Source organism: Brevundimonas sp., from assembly GCF_046295775.1.
In the GTDB taxonomy this organism is placed as follows: domain Bacteria; phylum Pseudomonadota; class Alphaproteobacteria; order Caulobacterales; family Caulobacteraceae; genus Brevundimonas.
Map to the genome: position 1 here is coordinate 59,674 of NZ_JBKBML010000009.1, position 15,765 is coordinate 75,438.

19 protein-coding genes are annotated in these 15,765 nt (G+C 67.6%); 10 read left to right on the forward strand and 9 right to left on the reverse strand.

Translation table 11 applies throughout. The annotated features are described in order from the left end of the window. Window positions 1-51 precede the first annotated feature (51 nt). Both ACK4I0_RS07530 and ACK4I0_RS07535 read right to left on the reverse strand, forming a co-directional pair. Window positions 52-615, reverse strand: a complete 564-nt coding sequence (locus ACK4I0_RS07530) for a prephenate dehydratase domain-containing protein (protein ID WP_409609553.1) — start codon at window positions 613-615, stop codon at window positions 52-54. A gap of 5 nt (window positions 616-620) precedes the next feature. Continuing rightward, window positions 621-1,991, reverse strand: a complete 1,371-nt coding sequence (locus tag ACK4I0_RS07535; protein WP_409609647.1) for a class II 3-deoxy-7-phosphoheptulonate synthase — start codon at window positions 1,989-1,991, stop codon at window positions 621-623. A gap of 178 nt (window positions 1,992-2,169) precedes the next feature. On the opposite strand from ACK4I0_RS07535, the gene ACK4I0_RS07540 reads away from it, so the two are divergent. Beyond that, window positions 2,170-2,595 (forward strand): YkgJ family cysteine cluster protein, encoded by a 426-nt coding sequence (locus ACK4I0_RS07540; protein WP_409609649.1) that lies wholly within the window; start codon window positions 2,170-2,172, stop codon window positions 2,593-2,595. On the opposite strand, the gene ACK4I0_RS07545 is transcribed toward ACK4I0_RS07540, so the two are convergent. Both ACK4I0_RS07545 and queF read right to left on the reverse strand, forming a co-directional pair. Next, on the reverse strand, window positions 2,556-3,446 hold the full coding sequence (locus tag ACK4I0_RS07545; RefSeq protein ID WP_409609555.1) for a DUF817 domain-containing protein: 891 nt from the start codon (window positions 3,444-3,446) through the stop codon (window positions 2,556-2,558). The genes ACK4I0_RS07540 and ACK4I0_RS07545 overlap by 40 nt on opposite strands. 3 nt (window positions 3,447-3,449) lie before the next feature. Then, window positions 3,450-3,911, reverse strand: a complete 462-nt coding sequence (gene queF, locus ACK4I0_RS07550; RefSeq protein WP_409609557.1) for a preQ(1) synthase — start codon at window positions 3,909-3,911, stop codon at window positions 3,450-3,452. An 80-nt stretch (window positions 3,912-3,991) separates the two neighbouring features. On the opposite strand from queF, the gene ACK4I0_RS07555 reads away from it, so the two are divergent. The 5 genes from ACK4I0_RS07555 (at window position 3,992) to ACK4I0_RS07575 (ending at window position 6,965) form a co-directional block, all read left to right on the forward strand. Beyond that, window positions 3,992-4,321 (forward strand): energy transducer TonB, encoded by a 330-nt coding sequence (locus tag ACK4I0_RS07555; protein ID WP_409609559.1) that lies wholly within the window; start codon window positions 3,992-3,994, stop codon window positions 4,319-4,321. A 473-nt stretch (window positions 4,322-4,794) separates the two neighbouring features. After that, entirely contained in the window at window positions 4,795-5,727 is a 933-nt protein-coding gene (locus ACK4I0_RS07560; protein ID WP_409609561.1) for an NAD(P)H-dependent flavin oxidoreductase, read from the forward strand. A 34-nt stretch (window positions 5,728-5,761) separates the two neighbouring features. Then, the gene (locus ACK4I0_RS07565) at window positions 5,762-6,451 is read left to right on the forward strand and encodes a TorF family putative porin (protein WP_409609563.1); all 690 of its coding nucleotides are present in this window, start codon (window positions 5,762-5,764) and stop codon (window positions 6,449-6,451) included. 24 nt (window positions 6,452-6,475) lie between these two features. Then, window positions 6,476-6,706, forward strand: coding sequence for a hypothetical protein (locus tag ACK4I0_RS07570; protein WP_409609565.1), 231 nt, complete (start codon window positions 6,476-6,478; stop codon window positions 6,704-6,706). 16 nt (window positions 6,707-6,722) lie between these two features. Further along, the gene (locus tag ACK4I0_RS07575; protein ID WP_409609567.1) at window positions 6,723-6,965 is read left to right on the forward strand and encodes a helix-turn-helix domain-containing protein; all 243 of its coding nucleotides are present in this window, start codon (window positions 6,723-6,725) and stop codon (window positions 6,963-6,965) included. Here the strand turns inward: ACK4I0_RS07575 and ACK4I0_RS07580 are convergent. Both ACK4I0_RS07580 and ACK4I0_RS07585 read right to left on the reverse strand, forming a co-directional pair. Continuing rightward, window positions 6,962-7,252: a hypothetical protein gene (locus ACK4I0_RS07580; protein ID WP_409609569.1), complete on the reverse strand. Its 291-nt coding sequence runs from the start codon at window positions 7,250-7,252 to the stop codon at window positions 6,962-6,964. The genes ACK4I0_RS07575 and ACK4I0_RS07580 overlap by 4 nt on opposite strands. Window positions 7,253-7,254: 2 nt before the next feature. After that, window positions 7,255-7,440, reverse strand: a complete 186-nt coding sequence (locus tag ACK4I0_RS07585; RefSeq protein WP_409609571.1) for a hypothetical protein — start codon at window positions 7,438-7,440, stop codon at window positions 7,255-7,257. Window positions 7,441-7,555: 115 nt separating this feature from the next. Here ACK4I0_RS07585 and ACK4I0_RS07590 point away from each other — a divergent pair, with 115 nt between their 5' ends. After that, the gene (locus ACK4I0_RS07590; RefSeq protein WP_409609573.1) at window positions 7,556-9,916 is read left to right on the forward strand and encodes an ATP-dependent helicase; all 2,361 of its coding nucleotides are present in this window, start codon (window positions 7,556-7,558) and stop codon (window positions 9,914-9,916) included. A 13-nt stretch (window positions 9,917-9,929) separates the two neighbouring features. Here the strand turns inward: ACK4I0_RS07590 and ACK4I0_RS07595 are convergent, their stop codons facing one another. Next, window positions 9,930-11,783, reverse strand: a complete 1,854-nt coding sequence (locus ACK4I0_RS07595; protein WP_409609575.1) for an ABC transporter transmembrane domain-containing protein — start codon at window positions 11,781-11,783, stop codon at window positions 9,930-9,932. Window positions 11,784-11,919: 136 nt separating this feature from the next. Here ACK4I0_RS07595 and rpmE point away from each other — a divergent pair, with 136 nt between their 5' ends. Both rpmE and ACK4I0_RS07605 read left to right on the forward strand, forming a co-directional pair. Further along, window positions 11,920-12,144: a 50S ribosomal protein L31 gene (rpmE, locus tag ACK4I0_RS07600; RefSeq protein WP_409609577.1), complete on the forward strand. Its 225-nt coding sequence runs from the start codon at window positions 11,920-11,922 to the stop codon at window positions 12,142-12,144. A gap of 158 nt (window positions 12,145-12,302) precedes the next feature. After that, window positions 12,303-13,868, forward strand: a complete 1,566-nt coding sequence (locus ACK4I0_RS07605) for a murein L,D-transpeptidase (RefSeq protein WP_409609579.1) — start codon at window positions 12,303-12,305, stop codon at window positions 13,866-13,868. 3 nt (window positions 13,869-13,871) lie between these two features. On the opposite strand, the gene ACK4I0_RS07610 is transcribed toward ACK4I0_RS07605, so the two are convergent. Further along, window positions 13,872-14,393 carry a DUF1465 family protein gene (locus ACK4I0_RS07610; RefSeq protein ID WP_409609581.1) on the reverse strand — a complete coding sequence of 174 codons (522 nt, stop codon included), beginning with the start codon at window positions 14,391-14,393 and terminating at the stop codon, window positions 13,872-13,874. A 104-nt stretch (window positions 14,394-14,497) separates the two neighbouring features. Then, a complete protein-coding gene (locus tag ACK4I0_RS07615) occupies window positions 14,498-14,704 on the reverse strand; it encodes a DUF1192 domain-containing protein (RefSeq protein ID WP_409609583.1) in 207 nt (68 codons plus the stop codon). A gap of 74 nt (window positions 14,705-14,778) precedes the next feature. On the opposite strand from ACK4I0_RS07615, the gene ACK4I0_RS07620 reads away from it, so the two are divergent. Further along, window positions 14,779-15,753 carry an NAD(P)H-quinone oxidoreductase gene (locus ACK4I0_RS07620; RefSeq protein WP_409609585.1) on the forward strand — a complete coding sequence of 325 codons (975 nt, stop codon included), beginning with the start codon at window positions 14,779-14,781 and terminating at the stop codon, window positions 15,751-15,753. Window positions 15,754-15,765 lie beyond the last annotated feature (12 nt).

The following is a 15,765-nucleotide window of genomic DNA, read 5'->3' on the forward strand; positions in this document are numbered from 1 at the left end:
TGGGATCAGATGCGATCCAAGCCTCGTGATGACTGGAAAATTCGTGCACCGTCAAGCTCTGGCGGCGTGAAGCAGCACAAACCGTGTTCGATTATCCGATGAATCCTGAAGGTCGTTGCGCAGAACCACCAGACCATACGCATCCGCCGCACCCGCCGGAGCCACTGCGGCGCGGGTTGGATCGCCCCCCTCCGCGACCGCCCGGGCAGCCCCGGCCGTATCAAACGCCTCGATGGCGCTGATCCTAAGCTCCGCCAGGCCGCGCACACATTGACCCAGCGCCGCCGGATGGCTTTCCGCCGTGCGGATGTCCGAAAGCCGCGCACCAGGCGCCGCCATCAGCGCCAGCCGGATGGGCCGCCAGACCTCGCTTACGATCTGGAACCCCGCTTCGCGCACCAGACTGGCGGCGGGCTCGACCACGCCGATGGTGGTGTTCTCGACAGGAATAAGGGCGCAGCCGCAGTCACCCGAACGCAGCGCCTCAATTGCGTCAGCGAAGCTGTCGAAGCCCACGGCTTCGTCCCATGGCCTCAGAGCCAGACAGGCCTCGTGGCTGAACGACCCCGGCGCGCCCTGATAGGCGACGCGGCCCGGTGTCGCGGCGTCGCTCACGGCGGTCAGGCCGCCGCCGCGCGCGCCAGGCGCCCGCTCTTCAGACGCTCGGCCACCAGGAAGGCCAGCTCCAGCGCCTGGTCGGCGTTCAGGCGCGGGTCGCAGTGGGTGTGATAACGGCTGGACAGGTCGTCCTCGGTCACCGCCTGCGCGCCGCCCAGGCACTCGGTGACGTTCTGGCCGGTCATCTCCAGATGCACGCCGCCCGGGTGGACCGCCTCAGCCTCCGCCACGTCGATGAAGGTGCGAACCTCGCCCATGATGCGGTCGAACGGTCGGGTCTTGAAGCCGTTGGCGGCTTTCAGCGTGTTGCCGTGCATGGGGTCGATCGACCAGACCACGCGCTTGCCCGCCGCCTTGACCGCGCGCATCAGCCTGGGCAGGCGCTCGCCCACCTTCTCGTGACCGAACCGGCCGATCAGCGTCAGGCGGCCTGGCGTGTTGTCCGGGTTCAGGGCGTCGATCAGCGGCAGCAGGTCGTCGGGCTCCATCGTCGGCCCGCATTTGACGCCGATGGGGTTCTTGATGCCGCGCATGAACTCGACGTGGGCGCCGTCCAGCTGACGCGTGCGCTCGCCGATCCACAGCATATGGGCCGAGGTGTCGAACCATTCGCCCGAAGCGCCGTCCAGGCGGGTCAGCGCGCTTTCCAGGTTCAGCAGCAGGGCTTCGTGGCTGGTGAAGACCTCGACACGGCTCAGGTCTGGATGCGTCTCGGGCGTGACGCCAACCGCCTCCATGAAGGCCAGGGCCTCGGTGATCTTGTCGGCTAGGTCGCGGTAGGCCGCCCCTGAGCCGTCGGCGGCGAAGCCCAGCGTCCAGCGGTGGATGTTGTGCAGGTCGGCATAGCCTCCGCCTGCGAAGGCGCGCAGCAGGTTCAGGGTCGAGGCCGACTGGTTGTAGGCGCGGATCAGACGCTGCGGATCGGGAATTCGGTCCTGAGGCGTGAAGGCCATGCCGTTGATGATGTCGCCGCGATAGCTGGGCAGCTCGACGTCGCCGATCTTTTCGACGCCCGAGGAGCGCGGCTTGGCGAACTGGCCGGCGATGCGGCCCACCTTCACCACCGGCTTGCGGCCGGCGAAGGTCAGTACCACCGCCATCTGAAGGATCAGGCGGAAGGTGTCCCGAATATTGTCGGTCGAGAACTCCTTGAAGCTCTCGGCGCAGTCGCCGCCCTGCAGCAGGAACGCCTCGCCCGCCTCGACCTGCGCCAGCTTGGACGTCAGGGTCCGCGCCTCGCCGGCGAACACCAGGGGCGGCAGCGCCCGCAGCTCATCCTCGACCGCCGCCAGGGCGTGCGGGTCCGGATAGTCCTGCGGCATTTGCAGGACAGGTTTTGATCTCCAGCTGTCTGGGGTCCAACGCGCGTTCATCCGGGCAAGATAGGCGCGTGTGCGCCGCCGAACAATCGGCCAGAAGAACACGGGCCAGGCTTCGGGCGTCTGTCAGGACGATCATGCGCCCCTCCATGCGAGTGCGAACCGTTCGCAGGTTTGACCGGATCGTCCGTTCGCGCAAGCCTCTGCGTTCCAGAAAGGCCGCCGATTGTCTGTGCTGAGCGCCCCGCCCCCTCCGAAGACCTGCGGCGACTGCGGCCTGTGCTGCAAGCTGATGGGCGTCGCAGCCCTGACCAAGCCGGCCGGGCGCTGGTGCCGCCACTTCCGGCGCGCCTCGGGCTGCGACGCCTATGAGGTCCGCCCCGACGCCTGCCGCATCTTCAACTGCATCTGGCTGCTGACCGAAGCGCTGGACGGCGCGTGGAAGCCGACTACGGCGGGCTTCCTGATGCATTCGGAGCCGGGCCGCCTGATCGTCGAGTGCGACCCGGCCCGCCCGCATGACTGGCGACGCAACCCCTATCAGGAGACCCTGACCCGCTGGGCCGGCGATCCGGCGCTCGACGTGCTGATCTTCGCGGGACGTCAGGGCGTTAGGCTTCAGGCGGACGGCGCGACGTCTCCGGTCCGGCGGGCCTGAACCTCCGGCTCGGGCCGGTGCACCAGCGACACCAGCACGACGCTGATCATCATAAGCAGGAACCAGCTGCCCAGCTTGGCGATCGACACCGGCGACCAGCCGTCGGCCTGATCCGGATAGGTCCAGGCCCGCGCATAGGTGCCGATGTTCTCGGCGAACCAGATGAACAGCGCGACCAGAAAGAAGCCCAGCAGGAACGGCATCGACCGCCGGCGCCGGTCCGGCGTGAAGAAGAACCATCCTCGCCCGAAAAGGACGGCGGTCGCCAGGAACAGCCCGGCGCGAATGTCCGGCAGCCAGTGATGGGCGAAGAAGTTCACATAGATCGCCGCCGCCAACAGCCAGGTGGTCCACAGCGGAGGATAGTGGGTGAAGCGGATGTCGAAGATGCGCCAGATGCGGGCGATATAGCTGCCGACCGCCGCATACATGAAGCCCGAGAACAGCGGCACCTCGCCGATCCTCAGCAGGCTGGGCTCGGGATACAGCCACGATCCGTGCGCCGTCTTGAACAGCTCCATCACCGTGCCGACGACGTGGAAGACCAGGATCACCCTGGCCTCTTCCCAGCTTTCGAGCTTCAGCGTCAGCATGGCGGCCTGGATCGCCACGGCGCCCAGCGTCAGGAAATCGTAGCGCGCCAGCGGCGCGCCCTGCGGCCAGAACAGATAGGTCCCCAGCAGCAGGGCCAGCATCAGCGCGCCGAAAAGACAGGCCCAGCCCTGCTTGATCCCGAACATCAGGAACTCGAACGCGTAGCCGCGCCACCGCCCGCGATCGGCCCACCGTTGCGCCCCCGCCAGCCACCGTCGCCCCCAGGCCTCCAGCGGCAGACGCCGGGGCTCGGTCACGCGTCAGCCCCGTCCGCGATAGGTCGGCACGCCCTGATCGGGCAGCCACAGGCCCTCGGGCGCCGGACCCGTCTGCCAGAAGACGTCGATGGGAATGCCGCCGCGCGGATACCAATAGCCGCCGATCCGCAGCCAGGTCGGCGCCAGCAGGTCCGCCAGCCGCTTGCCTATCGCCACGGTGCAGTCCTCGTGGAAGGCGCCGTGATTGCGGAAGCTGGTCAGATACAGCTTCAGGCTCTTGGATTCGACCAGCCAGTCGCCGGGCACATAGTCGATCACCAAGTGGGCGAAGTCGGGCTGGCCGGTCACCGGGCAAAGGCTGGTGAATTCCGGCGCCGTGAAGCGCGCGGCGTAGAGCGTCCCCGGATGCGGATTGGGCACGCGCTCCAGCTCAGCCGTCTCGGGGCTCACAGGCGCTTCGATCTGACGGCCGAGTTGCGAGAGGCCGGTGGTGTCGGTGGTCATGATCCGCGCCGTAGCACGGAGTTTTCATCGCCGCCATTTGCTGATTGGATCAGGGGATCGCATCGTCATTGGAGACGCGAATGTCGATCCTCGCCGCGCTGTTGAGCCTTGGTCTGCAAGACGTCCCGGCCGAAGCGCCAAGTTCGGCGATCCTACCGGCCGGCCAAGCCGTTGCGGTGGTCGAATGCATCAGGGGACCGCGGGGCCGCCCACAGGACTGCCGCGTTATTTCCGAAACCCATGAGCGTCAGGGTTTCGGCGAAGCGGCCCTGCGAATTGTCCAAAACCGCCGCGTGGCCGCACACGGCGCCAGGGTCGAAAGCGACAATCGATTCCGCGTCGCCATCCGCTTCCAGTTGGATGGCGATCAACCCCGGCAACGGCGCAACCGCTCGGGACGCGGGTCATAATGGCGATACACTCGTGGCGCCTCTGGAAAGCTGTAGCGGGCTTGGCTGCCCTTGGGGGTTGTGGGACGCCACTGCCTGTAACTGCGCCGCAGCGGACTACGCCGGCGGACGCCTTCGTCACTGTTGAATGCAGGACCTACCGTTCTGCCAAGCCGGCCTGCAGATCGATTGACGAACACCCGAAAGGCCTGGGTCTCGGACGCATGGCTGCGCGCTATGCCGAACGGCGACTTCAGGTCAGTCCGCCTCACGATTTCGGTGACGCGACTTTCCGATTGACCTTTCCAGTCCAGCTGGACGCACAGGGTCGGCCCCTGCCGATGGGACCGATCGAAGACGTTCCGACCATTGCCGAGCACAGACCGGTCATCGCGCCGCCGTTGTAATTGCATGCATCACGTAGTCCCACGATTGCCTTCCCCCGCGACAGCCCGCTAAGCGTAGCCAAACAAAACGCTCTTCAGGAGACGCCCGTGGCTATTCCCGCCTCGCTGCAAGCCGGCCTCAAGCTGCCGGTCATCGCCGCGCCCATGTTCCTGGTGTCCGGTCCTGACCTGGTGGTCGAGTGCTGCAACGCCGGCGTCATTGGCACTTTCCCGTCGCTGAACCAGCGGACGACCGAGGGCTATCGGGAGTGGTTGCACGACATCAAGGCGCGTCGCAACGCCGACGCGGCGGCCTTCGGCGTCAATCATATCGTCCACCCGACCAACCCGCGCCTGATGGCCGACCTGCAGGTCTCGGTCGAGGAGCAGGTGCCGCTGATCATCACCTCGCTGGGCGCCGTGCGAGATCTGGTGGACGCGGTGCACGGCTATGGCGGCGTGGTGTTCCACGACATCGCAAACGTGCGCCACGCCAGAAAAGCCGCCGAGGCCGGCGTCGACGGCCTGATCATGGTCGCCAACGGCGCGGGCGGGCACGCCGGGGTGGTGAACCCCTTCGCCCTAATCGAGGAAGTCCGCCGCTTCTTTGACGGGACGCTGATCCTGTCGGGCTGTCTGTCGACCGGCCGCGACGTGGCGGCCACCCAGATGCTGGGCTGCGACTTCGCCTATATGGGCACCCGCTTCATCGCCACCGGCGAGAGCAGCGCGCCCGAGGCCTACAAGCAGATGGTGGTCGAGGCCGGCTCCATGGACATCACCTACACGCCCGCCGTGTCGGGCATTCCGGCCAACTTCATGACCCCGTCGCTGATCCAGAACGGCGTCGATCCCAAGTCCCTGCCCGAGCACAAGCTGGACATGGGCGACGAGGCCAAGGCGTGGAAGACCGTGTGGTCCGCCGGCCAGGGCGCGGGCGCGGTCCACGACATCCCCTCGACCGCCGATCTGGTCGCCCGCCTGCGGAACGAATACGCCGAGGCGGCTTCCGCCTTCGCATCTTCGTCGCAGTTCGGCTAAGAGGGCCGCCGACCGAACCATCGGAAGGCCCGTCATGCTCCGCACCGCCACGATCGCCGCCCTCACCGCCGCCCTGGCGACGCCTGTCTTGGCTCAGGAAAACCCGTCGACTGGCGGCTGGACCTTTGGGGTCGGCGCGGCGACCGACAACCGCTCCAAGGACGCATCCAAGTCCGACGGCGATCCCTACGCCTGGGCCCTGGCCGAATGGACCAGCGCGGACGGCCTGTTCTACGTTTCGCCCGGCGTCGAGACCATCAAGGCTGGAGGTTCGCGCCTCGAGACGGATCTGACCGCCGGCATCCGCCCTCAGGCCGCTGGCTTCGATCTGGACCTCAGCGCGGCCTACAAGTGGCGCGCCGGCGCCGACGCCGGCTATGACGACGACTACTGGGAATTCACGGCGAACGTCTCGCGCTCGATTGGCCCGGCCGAGGCCCGGCTGCAACTCCAGCATTCGCCGGACGGCGGCGGTTCGACCGAAGCGTGGACCTGGGTTGAAGCCCGCGTGGGCTGGGACTTCACCGACAAACTGGGGGGAACGATCGCCCTGGGCCGTCGCGAACAGGACAATGCGCCCGATTATACGGGTTGGAATGCGGGTGTGACCTACGCCTTCACCAACAACCTGGAACTGGACGTCCGATACCATTCGACCAACGTCGATGATCTGGGCCGACAGTACGATGACGCCGTTGTTGCGGGCGTGAGCGTTTATTTCTGAGGTTATAGCCCCTATCTTGGCCGTATGACTTTTCGTGCCACGACTCTAGAACGCGCCTATCAACTCGCTGAAAGCGGATCCTGCCGTACCGTCGGCGACGTCAAGCAAGCCCTGAAGAACGAGGGCTACGATCGGATCCAGGATTCGCTTTACGGCTCGACCATCACCTCGGCCCTGCGAAAGCGCTGTCAGGAATCATGGGTCGAGCCGGACGGCGACGCCGAGGTCAAGGCGGCCGAGGAAGACGCTGCATGACCTTCTCGCCTCCGCGATGATCGTTGATCTGCCAGCGTCGGATCCCGAGCAGACCGCCCTGGGCGGCCGGCTCCGACGCTGGCGGACGCACCGCGGCATGGAGATCGAAGAACTTGGCCGACACATCGGCCTCAGCCCCGCCGAACTCCGCCTGGTCGAGGCGGGTCGGCTGAGGCTGGACAGCGCCCACGTTGAGGCGGCGACGCGTGTGCTTCACCTTCCCCTGTGGGCGCTGAACTCGGACACACCGGCCTATTAGTTGGCCGGGGCCGGGCTGGGCGTCGGCACGGTAGGCGGATTGACCGTCGGAAGCTCGGGCCGCGGCAGATCGACATCGACGTTGATCTCGCTGGGCGCGGCCTCCATCGGCGCGGGCACGGAGCCCCGCCAGACCAGGAAGGCGATCACCGCCACGGCGACCACCAAGCCGCCGATGATGAAGGCCAAGGCGCCGCCACCGCTCTTCTTTTCGGGCGCGGTGGTATGAACCGTGGTCTGGTGAACGACGCGATCCGGCTCGCGTGGCGGCAGGTTGGGATCAGTCATGATCAGTTCCCGCTGGGAGCGGCAGGCGCCGACACTTCCGGCAGACTGACGTCAACATCGACCTGTTTGGTTTCAGGCGCGCCGCCGCGTGCGAACACGAACCAGGCCACGATGGCCACCACGACCAACAGGCCGCCGACGATGAAGGCAAGGCCGGCGTTGCCGCCGCCGCTCGAATTCTCAGCCATAAGGGTTTCTCCTCCCAGTGAATGACGCTGCCGAAACGACAGCTCCGAGCTTACGGTTCCGCTTGTCTCGGCCCCGTGGAATTCAAGCGGCCTGACTTTGGCCGTCGTGCTGCTTATGTTCTCCTTTCGATTCCGACAGAGACCGCTTTTGACCGACCTGCCCGCTCCCCGCATTTCCGACCTTGCCCGCGCCCGGCCGCCCGCCGGCGAGGCGCAGGACTATCTGTCCGGGCTGAACCCCGAACAGAGGCTGGCGGTCGAGACGACCGAGGGCCCGGTGCTGGTGCTGGCCGGCGCCGGCACGGGAAAGACACGGGTTCTGACGACGCGGCTGGCGCACATCCTGGCCACAGGCCGCGCGCGGCCGTGGGAACTGCTGGCCGTCACCTTCACCAACAAGGCCGCGCGAGAGATGCGCGAGCGGATCACCGCCCTGATCGGCCCCTCTGCCGAGGGATTGCGCTGGCTGGGCACCTTCCACTCGATCGCCGCACAGATCCTGCGTCGCCACGCCGAGCTGGTGGGGCTGAAATCCAGCTTCACCATCCTGGACACCGATGACCAGGAGCGGCTGCTGAAACAGCTGCTGGAAGCCGCCAACATCGACACCAAGCGGTGGACGCCGCGCTCGCTGGCCGGGCTGATCGATCACTGGAAGAACCGCGGCTGGACGCCCGAGAAGCTGCCGCCCGGCGAGGACTTCGCCAACGGCAAGGGCCAGTCGCTGTACGGCGCCTATCAGGCCCGGCTGCGCGCGCTGAACGCCTGCGACTTCGGCGACCTGCTGCTGCACAACCTCACGATCCTATCTCAAAACGCCGATTTGGCTGAGGAATATCGGCGGCGCTTCAAATACATTCTCGTGGACGAGTATCAGGACACCAACGTCGCACAATATCTGTGGCTGCGGCTGCTCACCTCGTCCACGGGCAACGTCTGCTGCGTCGGGGACGACGATCAGTCCATCTACGGCTGGCGTGGGGCCGAGGTGGACAACATCCTGCGCTTCGAGCGGGATTTTCCGGGCGCCAAAATCGTCAAGCTGGAGCGTAACTACCGCTCGACCAGTCACATCCTGGGCGCTGCGTCCGGCCTGATCGCGGCCAACCGCGACCGACTGGGCAAGACGCTGTGGACCGAGGCCGAGGGTGGCGACAAGGTCCGGGTGCGCGGTCTGTGGGACGGCGACGCCGAGGCGCGGCTGATCGCCGACGAGATAGAGACCGCCCGGAAACAGGGCCGGCGCTACGGTGACATGGCCGTTCTGGTGCGCGCCTCGTTCCAGATGCGGGCGTTCGAAGAGCGTTTCGTCATGCTGGCGATCCCCTACACCGTCATCGGCGGACCGCGCTTCTTCGAACGGGCCGAGATCCGAGATGCCCACGCCTATCTGCGCCTGGTGCAGTCCGAGGACGACGATCTGGCGTTCGAGCGCATCGTCAACGTGCCCAAGCGCGGCATCGGCGACACCTCGGTGCAGAAGATTCTGCACATCGCCCGCGTCGGCGGCGTTTCGGCCATGACGGCCGTGCGCCCGTTGATCGGCTCCGATGAACTGCAGGCCCGCACCCGCACGGCCCTGTCGAACTTCGTGCGCGATCTCGACCGCTGGCGCGCGCTGGCCGCCGACACCACCCACTGGCAGGTGCTGGAAACCGTGCTGGAGGAAAGCGGCTACACCGACATGCAGAAGGCCGACCGCACCAGCGGCCAGACCCGGCTCGACAACCTGAAAGAGCTGGTCCAGTCGATGCAGCAGTTTGACACGCTACAGGCCTATCTGGAGCACGTCTCGCTGGTCATGGACCTCGACCGCGGCGAAAGCGCGGATTCGGTGCAGATCATGACCCTCCACGGCGCCAAGGGGCTGGAGTTCCCCCTGGTCTTCCTGCCCGGCTGGGAGGAAGGCGTCTTTCCCAGCCAGCGCTCCATCGACGAGAAGGGTGAAAAGGGCCTGGAGGAGGAACGCCGCCTCGCCTACGTCGGCGTCACCCGCGCCCGCGAGGACGCCCGCATCAGCTTCGCCGCCAATCGTCTGGTCTATGGCCGCTGGACGTCGCAGCTGCCCAGCCGCTTCGTCGACGAACTGCCCATCGCCAATGTCGAGGCTCAATCCGACACCGGCTATTACGGCGCCTCGACCGGCATGAAGGAGGCCAAGAGCCGCTGGGACGAGGCTCCGTCGTTCGGCTCGGGCTATTCATCGCCCGGCTGGAAGCGCGGCCAGGCCTTCGCCTCGACCCAGACGCCGCGCTCTGGCACAGCCCAGGCCCGCCACGCCCTGATCGAGGGCGACGGCCGCCTGGTCGCCACCGCCGACCCCAAGGCCGGCTCGGGCTGGAATCGCGGCGACCGCGTCTTCCATCAGAAGTTCGGCTACGGCGCCGTGCGCGCCGTCGAGGGCAATAAGCTGATCGTCGCCTTCGACAAGGCCGGCGAGAAGAAGGTCATCGACACCTTTGTCGAGAAACAGTGAGGCGTGCCCGGCCTCAGTCGTCGCGGAACTGCAGTCGGGCCAGGCGGGCGTAGAGGCCGCTGCGAGCCATCAGTTCGGCGTGGGTTCCCTCCTCCGCCACGCGGCCGTCCTCCATGACCACAATCCGGTCGGCGCGCAGGACGGTGGCCAGTCGGTGGGCGATGACGACGGTGGTGCGGCTCTGCATCGCCTTGTCGAGGGCGGCCTGCACCAACCGCTCGTTCTCCGCGTCCAAGGCCGAAGTCGCCTCGTCCAGCAGCAGGATCGGCGCCTGACGCGCCAGGGCGCGGGCGATGGCCAGGCGCTGGCGCTGACCGCCCGACAGGGTCTTGGCCCGCTCGCCAAGAGGCGTGGCGAAGCCCTCCGGCAGGGCGTCGATGAAGCCCAGCGCCTGGGCCTCGTCCGCCACGGCGCGGGCCTCTTCCTCTGTCGCGGCTTCGCGGCCGAAGCGGATGTTCTCCAGAGCCGAGCCCGAGAAGAGAGGCGCCTCTTGCGACACCCAGGCGAAGCGGTTGCGCACCGCCGTCGGATCGGCCTGCCGAATATCCACGCCGTCGACCGACACAACGCCCGACTGAGGATCATAGAAGCGCAGCAGCAGCCGGAACACCGTCGACTTGCCCGCCCCCGACGGACCCACCAGCGCCACCGTCTCGCCCGACCGCACAGTCAGGGAAAAGCCCTTCAGCGCCGGAAGATCCGGCCGGCCGGGATAGGTGAACTGCACCGCCGACATCGACAGCTCGCCCAGCGGCGGCTCGGGCAGGGTCACGGGCGCGGCTGAGGGAGCGATAGCGGGCACGGCGCGCATCAGCTCGTCGATCCGCTCCATGGCGCCCGCCGCCTTCTGCACATCGCCCCAGGCCTCGCCCAGCGCGCCGACGGCTCCGGCGGTGAAGACCGACAGCAGCACGAACTGCAGCAGGGCGCCCGGCGTCATGCGTCCGGCCAGCACGTCCTGCGCGCCAAGCCACAGCACCAGGGTCACCCCGCCGAACATCACCGTGATGATCATGGCGGTCATCCAGGCCCGCGCCCGCATGCGGGTCAGGGAGATGCCGAAGGCCGTCTCCACCGCCTGGCCGAACCGCGATCCGGCCGAGGCCTCGCGGCCGAAGGCCTGCACAGTCTCCAGCGCGTCGACGCTCTCGCCGGCGAAGCCGACGGCGCCCGCGAACTGGTCCTGGGACTGGACGGTCAGACGCCGCACGCGCCGCCCGAACAGGAACAGCGGCCCCAGCAACAGCGGCACGACCAGCAGCACCAGGCCGGTCAGCTTGGGACTGACGATGAACAGCAGGATGGTGCCGCCCACCAGGGTCAGGAAGTTTCTCAGCGCGAACGACACCGAGGTCGTCAACAGGGTGTCCACCAGCTGAATGTCCGTCGTCAGCCGCGACAGCACCTCGCCCGTGCGTATCCGCGCGAAGAATGAGGGGTCCAGCGTCAGGATGCGGTCGAACAGAGCCTTGCGCAGGTCCGCGATGATCCGCTCGCCGGTCTTGGTCACATAGAAGTACCGGACCGCCGAGGCGACGCCGAGCGCCAGGGCGTTGGCGCCCAGCAGCATGAACCAGAAATTGATCTGGCTGCCTCCGTCCTCGAACCCGTGATCGATCGCTCCGCGCGCCGATGCGGTGAGCGCAAGTGAAGCCACGGTCGACGCCAGCAGCCAGAAAGCCGCGATCAGGGCGTTGAGCTTGTGCCGCATCAGGAAGGGCCACAGCCGCGCCAGAGGCCTCACATCGCGACGCTTCTCTCGACGCTCGGTCGCCTCGCCGATCTGGAATGCGAGTTGAGCACCGGCGCCCGGCCGTTCGCGGACGTCGGGCGTGGCGAAGCGGTTCGAGGCGGAAGCGTCGGTCATGGCGCGCCTCTTGCCCCCAAACGGCGCCCGGTGTAAACGCCGCCGCTCATTCCCGCCGCGCGTTCGGCGGGTTCTCTCATTTTATGCGCAAACGACGGTCGGGATCGTCGACGCGCCAGAGACCGGACCGACGACCATGAAAGCGGACACGCACCCCGACTACCACTTCATCACCGTGGTGATGACGGACGGCACGACCTATCAGACCCGTTCGACCTACGGCAAAGAGGGCGCGACCCTGAACCTGGACATCGACCCGTCGACGCACCCGGCCTGGACCGGCGGCAACCAGCACCTGATGGACCGCGGCGGCCGCGTCTCGCGCTTCAACAACAAGTTCGGCGGCTTCATCAAGAAGTGAGCCATTCCTGCCGCAGTCTCTGCGGCAATCGAAATACAGAGGGCGTCGGTCGCAGGACCGACGCCTTTTTGTTTACCCGGAACGCCGGTAAGTTGAGCCGCGTTGGCCATGGAGGCGCGGGCGTCGGGCCGCTGCCGGATCAAACAAGAGCGACTGCGATGAATCGACGGGAACTGGGTCTGGGCGCGGCCATGGCGGGGCTGATGGCCGCTGGTCAGGCGACCGCCCAGCAGGTGCGCATCGCGCCCCAGGGCGGCCAGGCACAGGCCTTCTACGACAATTTCAACGGCCAGCTCGGCCGACTGCCCGAAGCGCTGCAACCCGATGTGCGCGCGGTCTATGAGATCACCGGCTGGCGGCCGATCTGGACGGCCGAACGCCTGCGCGCGCTGCAAACCGTGGCCAGCGGCGCCGAGCGCCATGGCTTGGCGGCTAACGACTTCTTCGACTTCGTGGGCCTGGCGGCCGACGCGAACTCCGCCGAGATCCGCGCCACGGCGGCGGCCCTGACCTATGCCCGCGTGCTGGCCGAGGGCCGGGTGCGGCCGGAAACTGTCGAAGAGCTGTGGGAGATGCAGAAAAACCGCGTCGACCTGCCCAAAGGCCTGACCGACGCGGCCGCCGCCAACCGCCTGCCAGACTGGTTCGAAGGCCTGGCGCCGACGGACATCGGCTATTCCAACCTGTCCTCCGGCTATGTCCGCTACAGCCGTCTGGTGCGCGACGGCGGCTGGCCAGCCTTTGCGGCCGGGCCGATCATCGAACCGGGATCCAGCGATCGACGCATCACCGCCCTGATCCGCCGCCTGGTGGCCGAGGGCGACCTGTCCCAGGCCGACGGCGCGCGCCTGACATCGCAGGGTGTCACCTATGGCTCGGAACTTCAGGGGGCCGTTCGCAGCTTTCAGACTCGCCACGGCCTGGGCGCCGACGGCCGCATCGGCGCGGCGACCCAGCGGTCGCTGTCGGCCTCTGCCGAGGATCGCGCCCGCCAGATCGCCCTGAACCTGGAACGCCGTCGCTGGCTCAAGCGCGACGTCAATCCCGAACGGATCGAGGTCAACACCGCCGCCGCCATCATGGTCTACTGGAAGGACGGCCGCCCGGTTCACTCCAACCGCGTCGTCGTCGGCACGCCCGAAAACCAGACCCCCAGCCTCGAGAAGCCGTTCGCCTCAGTCGTGGCCAATCCGCCCTGGTACGTGCCGGCCGGCATCGCGCGGCGCGAGATTCTGCCCAAGGGCCCCGGCTATCTCGCGGCCAACGACATGTATGTTCAGAACGGCACGGTCATTCAGCGCGCAGGACCGAAGTCCGCCCTGGGCTATGTGAAGTTCGAGCTGCAGGACAGCTACGCCATCTTCCTGCACGACACCCCGTCCAAGCCCGCGTTCAACAACGCCTATCGCCACCGCAGCCACGGATGCGTGCGGGTTCAGGGCGCGGTGGAGTTCGCACGTCTGCTGCTCGAGCCCGATCCGGCGAAGCTGGGTCAGTTCGACGACGCTCAGGCCAGCCGCCGCACGACCCGGGTCACGACCGGCCGCGATATCGGCGTGCGATTGCTGTACTGGACGGCCTTCGTCGACGGCCAGGGCCGCGTCGCCTTCCGCGAAGATGTCTATCGCCGCGACGAGACGCTGGCCAAGGCGCTGGGGATCGCCGTCAGCCTGCCGCGTCCGATCGACGACGGTCAGCGCGACGCCAACGATGTCGGGCCGTAGGGTTTAGCCGCCGAAGGCCGCCTGAAGCCGGTCGAACTGGCTGAGGACCGGGTTGGCCGGCTCCTCGGCCGCGCCGTCCAGATACATTTGCTGGTCCAGATACAGCACCCGATCGTGCAGCTTTTCAGCGCGCACCAGATACTCGATCAGCGCGATCGGCAGCTCGGGATGGGTAGGCGTCTCTTCGACCACACGCGCGTTCAGTCGATAGCGCGGCTCGCAGGCCGCGTCCGATGTCATGTCGCCTTCCTTCACCGCCCGCTGGACCAGCAGCCAGGAAGCGACCTGCATCAGTCGCGTGGTCAGCTTCATGCTCTCGCCGGCGTAAGCCAGGGCCGCCGTGCGCGACAGCAGGCGGGACTCGCGTCGCCCGTCGCCGTCCAGATAGGCGGCGGTCTCTTCGACCAGATCCATGCCTTCCTGGAAGGTGCGATCGAACAGTTCGGACCGGGCGAAGTCGCGCACCACCGTCGAGCGCGTGCGCCCGCTGGTTGCCGCGTCTGATCCCGGAACCCTCTCACTCATGGCCATGGACTACTCTTTGGGCGCTCGGCTCGATACGGGCCAGAAGCGGCGCCGCCGACCGGATCGTCTGCAACCGTCATGCCACGGCGCGGGATTCGACGCCATCAGGAGCCGAAGTTGAACAGGGCGTCTGCCGCCGACTTTTTGGACGCCTTGGTCTCGATTGCAGCGCGCGATCGCGCGATCTCAGCCTCCAGGTCCGAGATCCGCTCCTGGAGTTCCTCCACGGCATAGAGGTCCAGATCCTCGCGGCCGAGGGCCTTTAGGGCTGCGCCGCGCTGAGGACGCGGGTCCAGGTCGTCGAACGTCATGGTCGCCTCCGTGGTCAGACGCTGGCCGAGCCCCTATCTCAGACCTCGGACGAGGCTTTTGGCAAGGGCGAGCAATGCGGGTGATCGAAATCGAGGGCGGCAGCGGCCCGGCCCAGGCGCTGCAGATCTCCGAGCGGCCCACGCCCCTGCCCGGTCCGGGCGAGGTGCGCATCCGCGTGCGTGCGGCCGGCGTGAACCGTCCCGACCTGCTTCAGCGCCAGGGCGGCTATCCGCCGCCTGTGGGCGCCTCGGACATACTGGGGCTCGAAGTCGCCGGCGAGATAGAGGCGACAGGCGACGGGGTGACGCGCTGGAGGCCCGGCGACCGGGTCTGCGCGCTTCTGGGCGGCGGCGGGTATGCCGACTACGCCGTGGTCGACGCGCGCCACGTCCTGCCGATCCCGGCCGGGCTAGACTTCGTCCACGCCGCCGCCTTGCCGGAGACCCTCTTCACCGTCTGGGCCAATGTGTTCGAGGCGGGCGGGCTCAAAGCCGGCGAGACCCTGCTGCTGCATGGCGCCACCTCGGGCATCGGCGTGACGGCCATCCATATGGCCAAGGCGGCGGGTGCGCGCGTCATCGCCACATCGCGCGGCGCCGACAAGGCTCGCGCCGCCGCGGAACTCGGGGCTGACGTCAGCCTGGACGCGACGAAAGACGACCTGGCGGCGGGCATCGCGACCGAAGGCGGCGCAGACGTGGTCCTGGACATGGTCGGGGCCGACTACGCCGAACTGAACCTGAAGGCGCTGAAACCCGGGGGGCGCTGGGTCGTCATCGCCACCCTGACCGGGGCCCAGGCCCGGATCGATCTGATGCGGCTGATGCTGAAGCGGATCGTTCTAACGGGATCGACCTTGCGGGCGCGCCCCGCCCACGAAAAGGCCCGGTTGGCGCAGGCGGTCGAAAGCAGCGTCTGGCCTTGGGTCGAACAGAGAAAAGTCGCCCCGAGGATCGAGGCGACCTTTCCGCTGGCGCGCGCGGGCGACGCCCATGCGCGGCTGGAGGCGGGCGGCCACGTCGGCAAGGTGGTGCTCACCCTCGACTGACCGCCCGGTCAG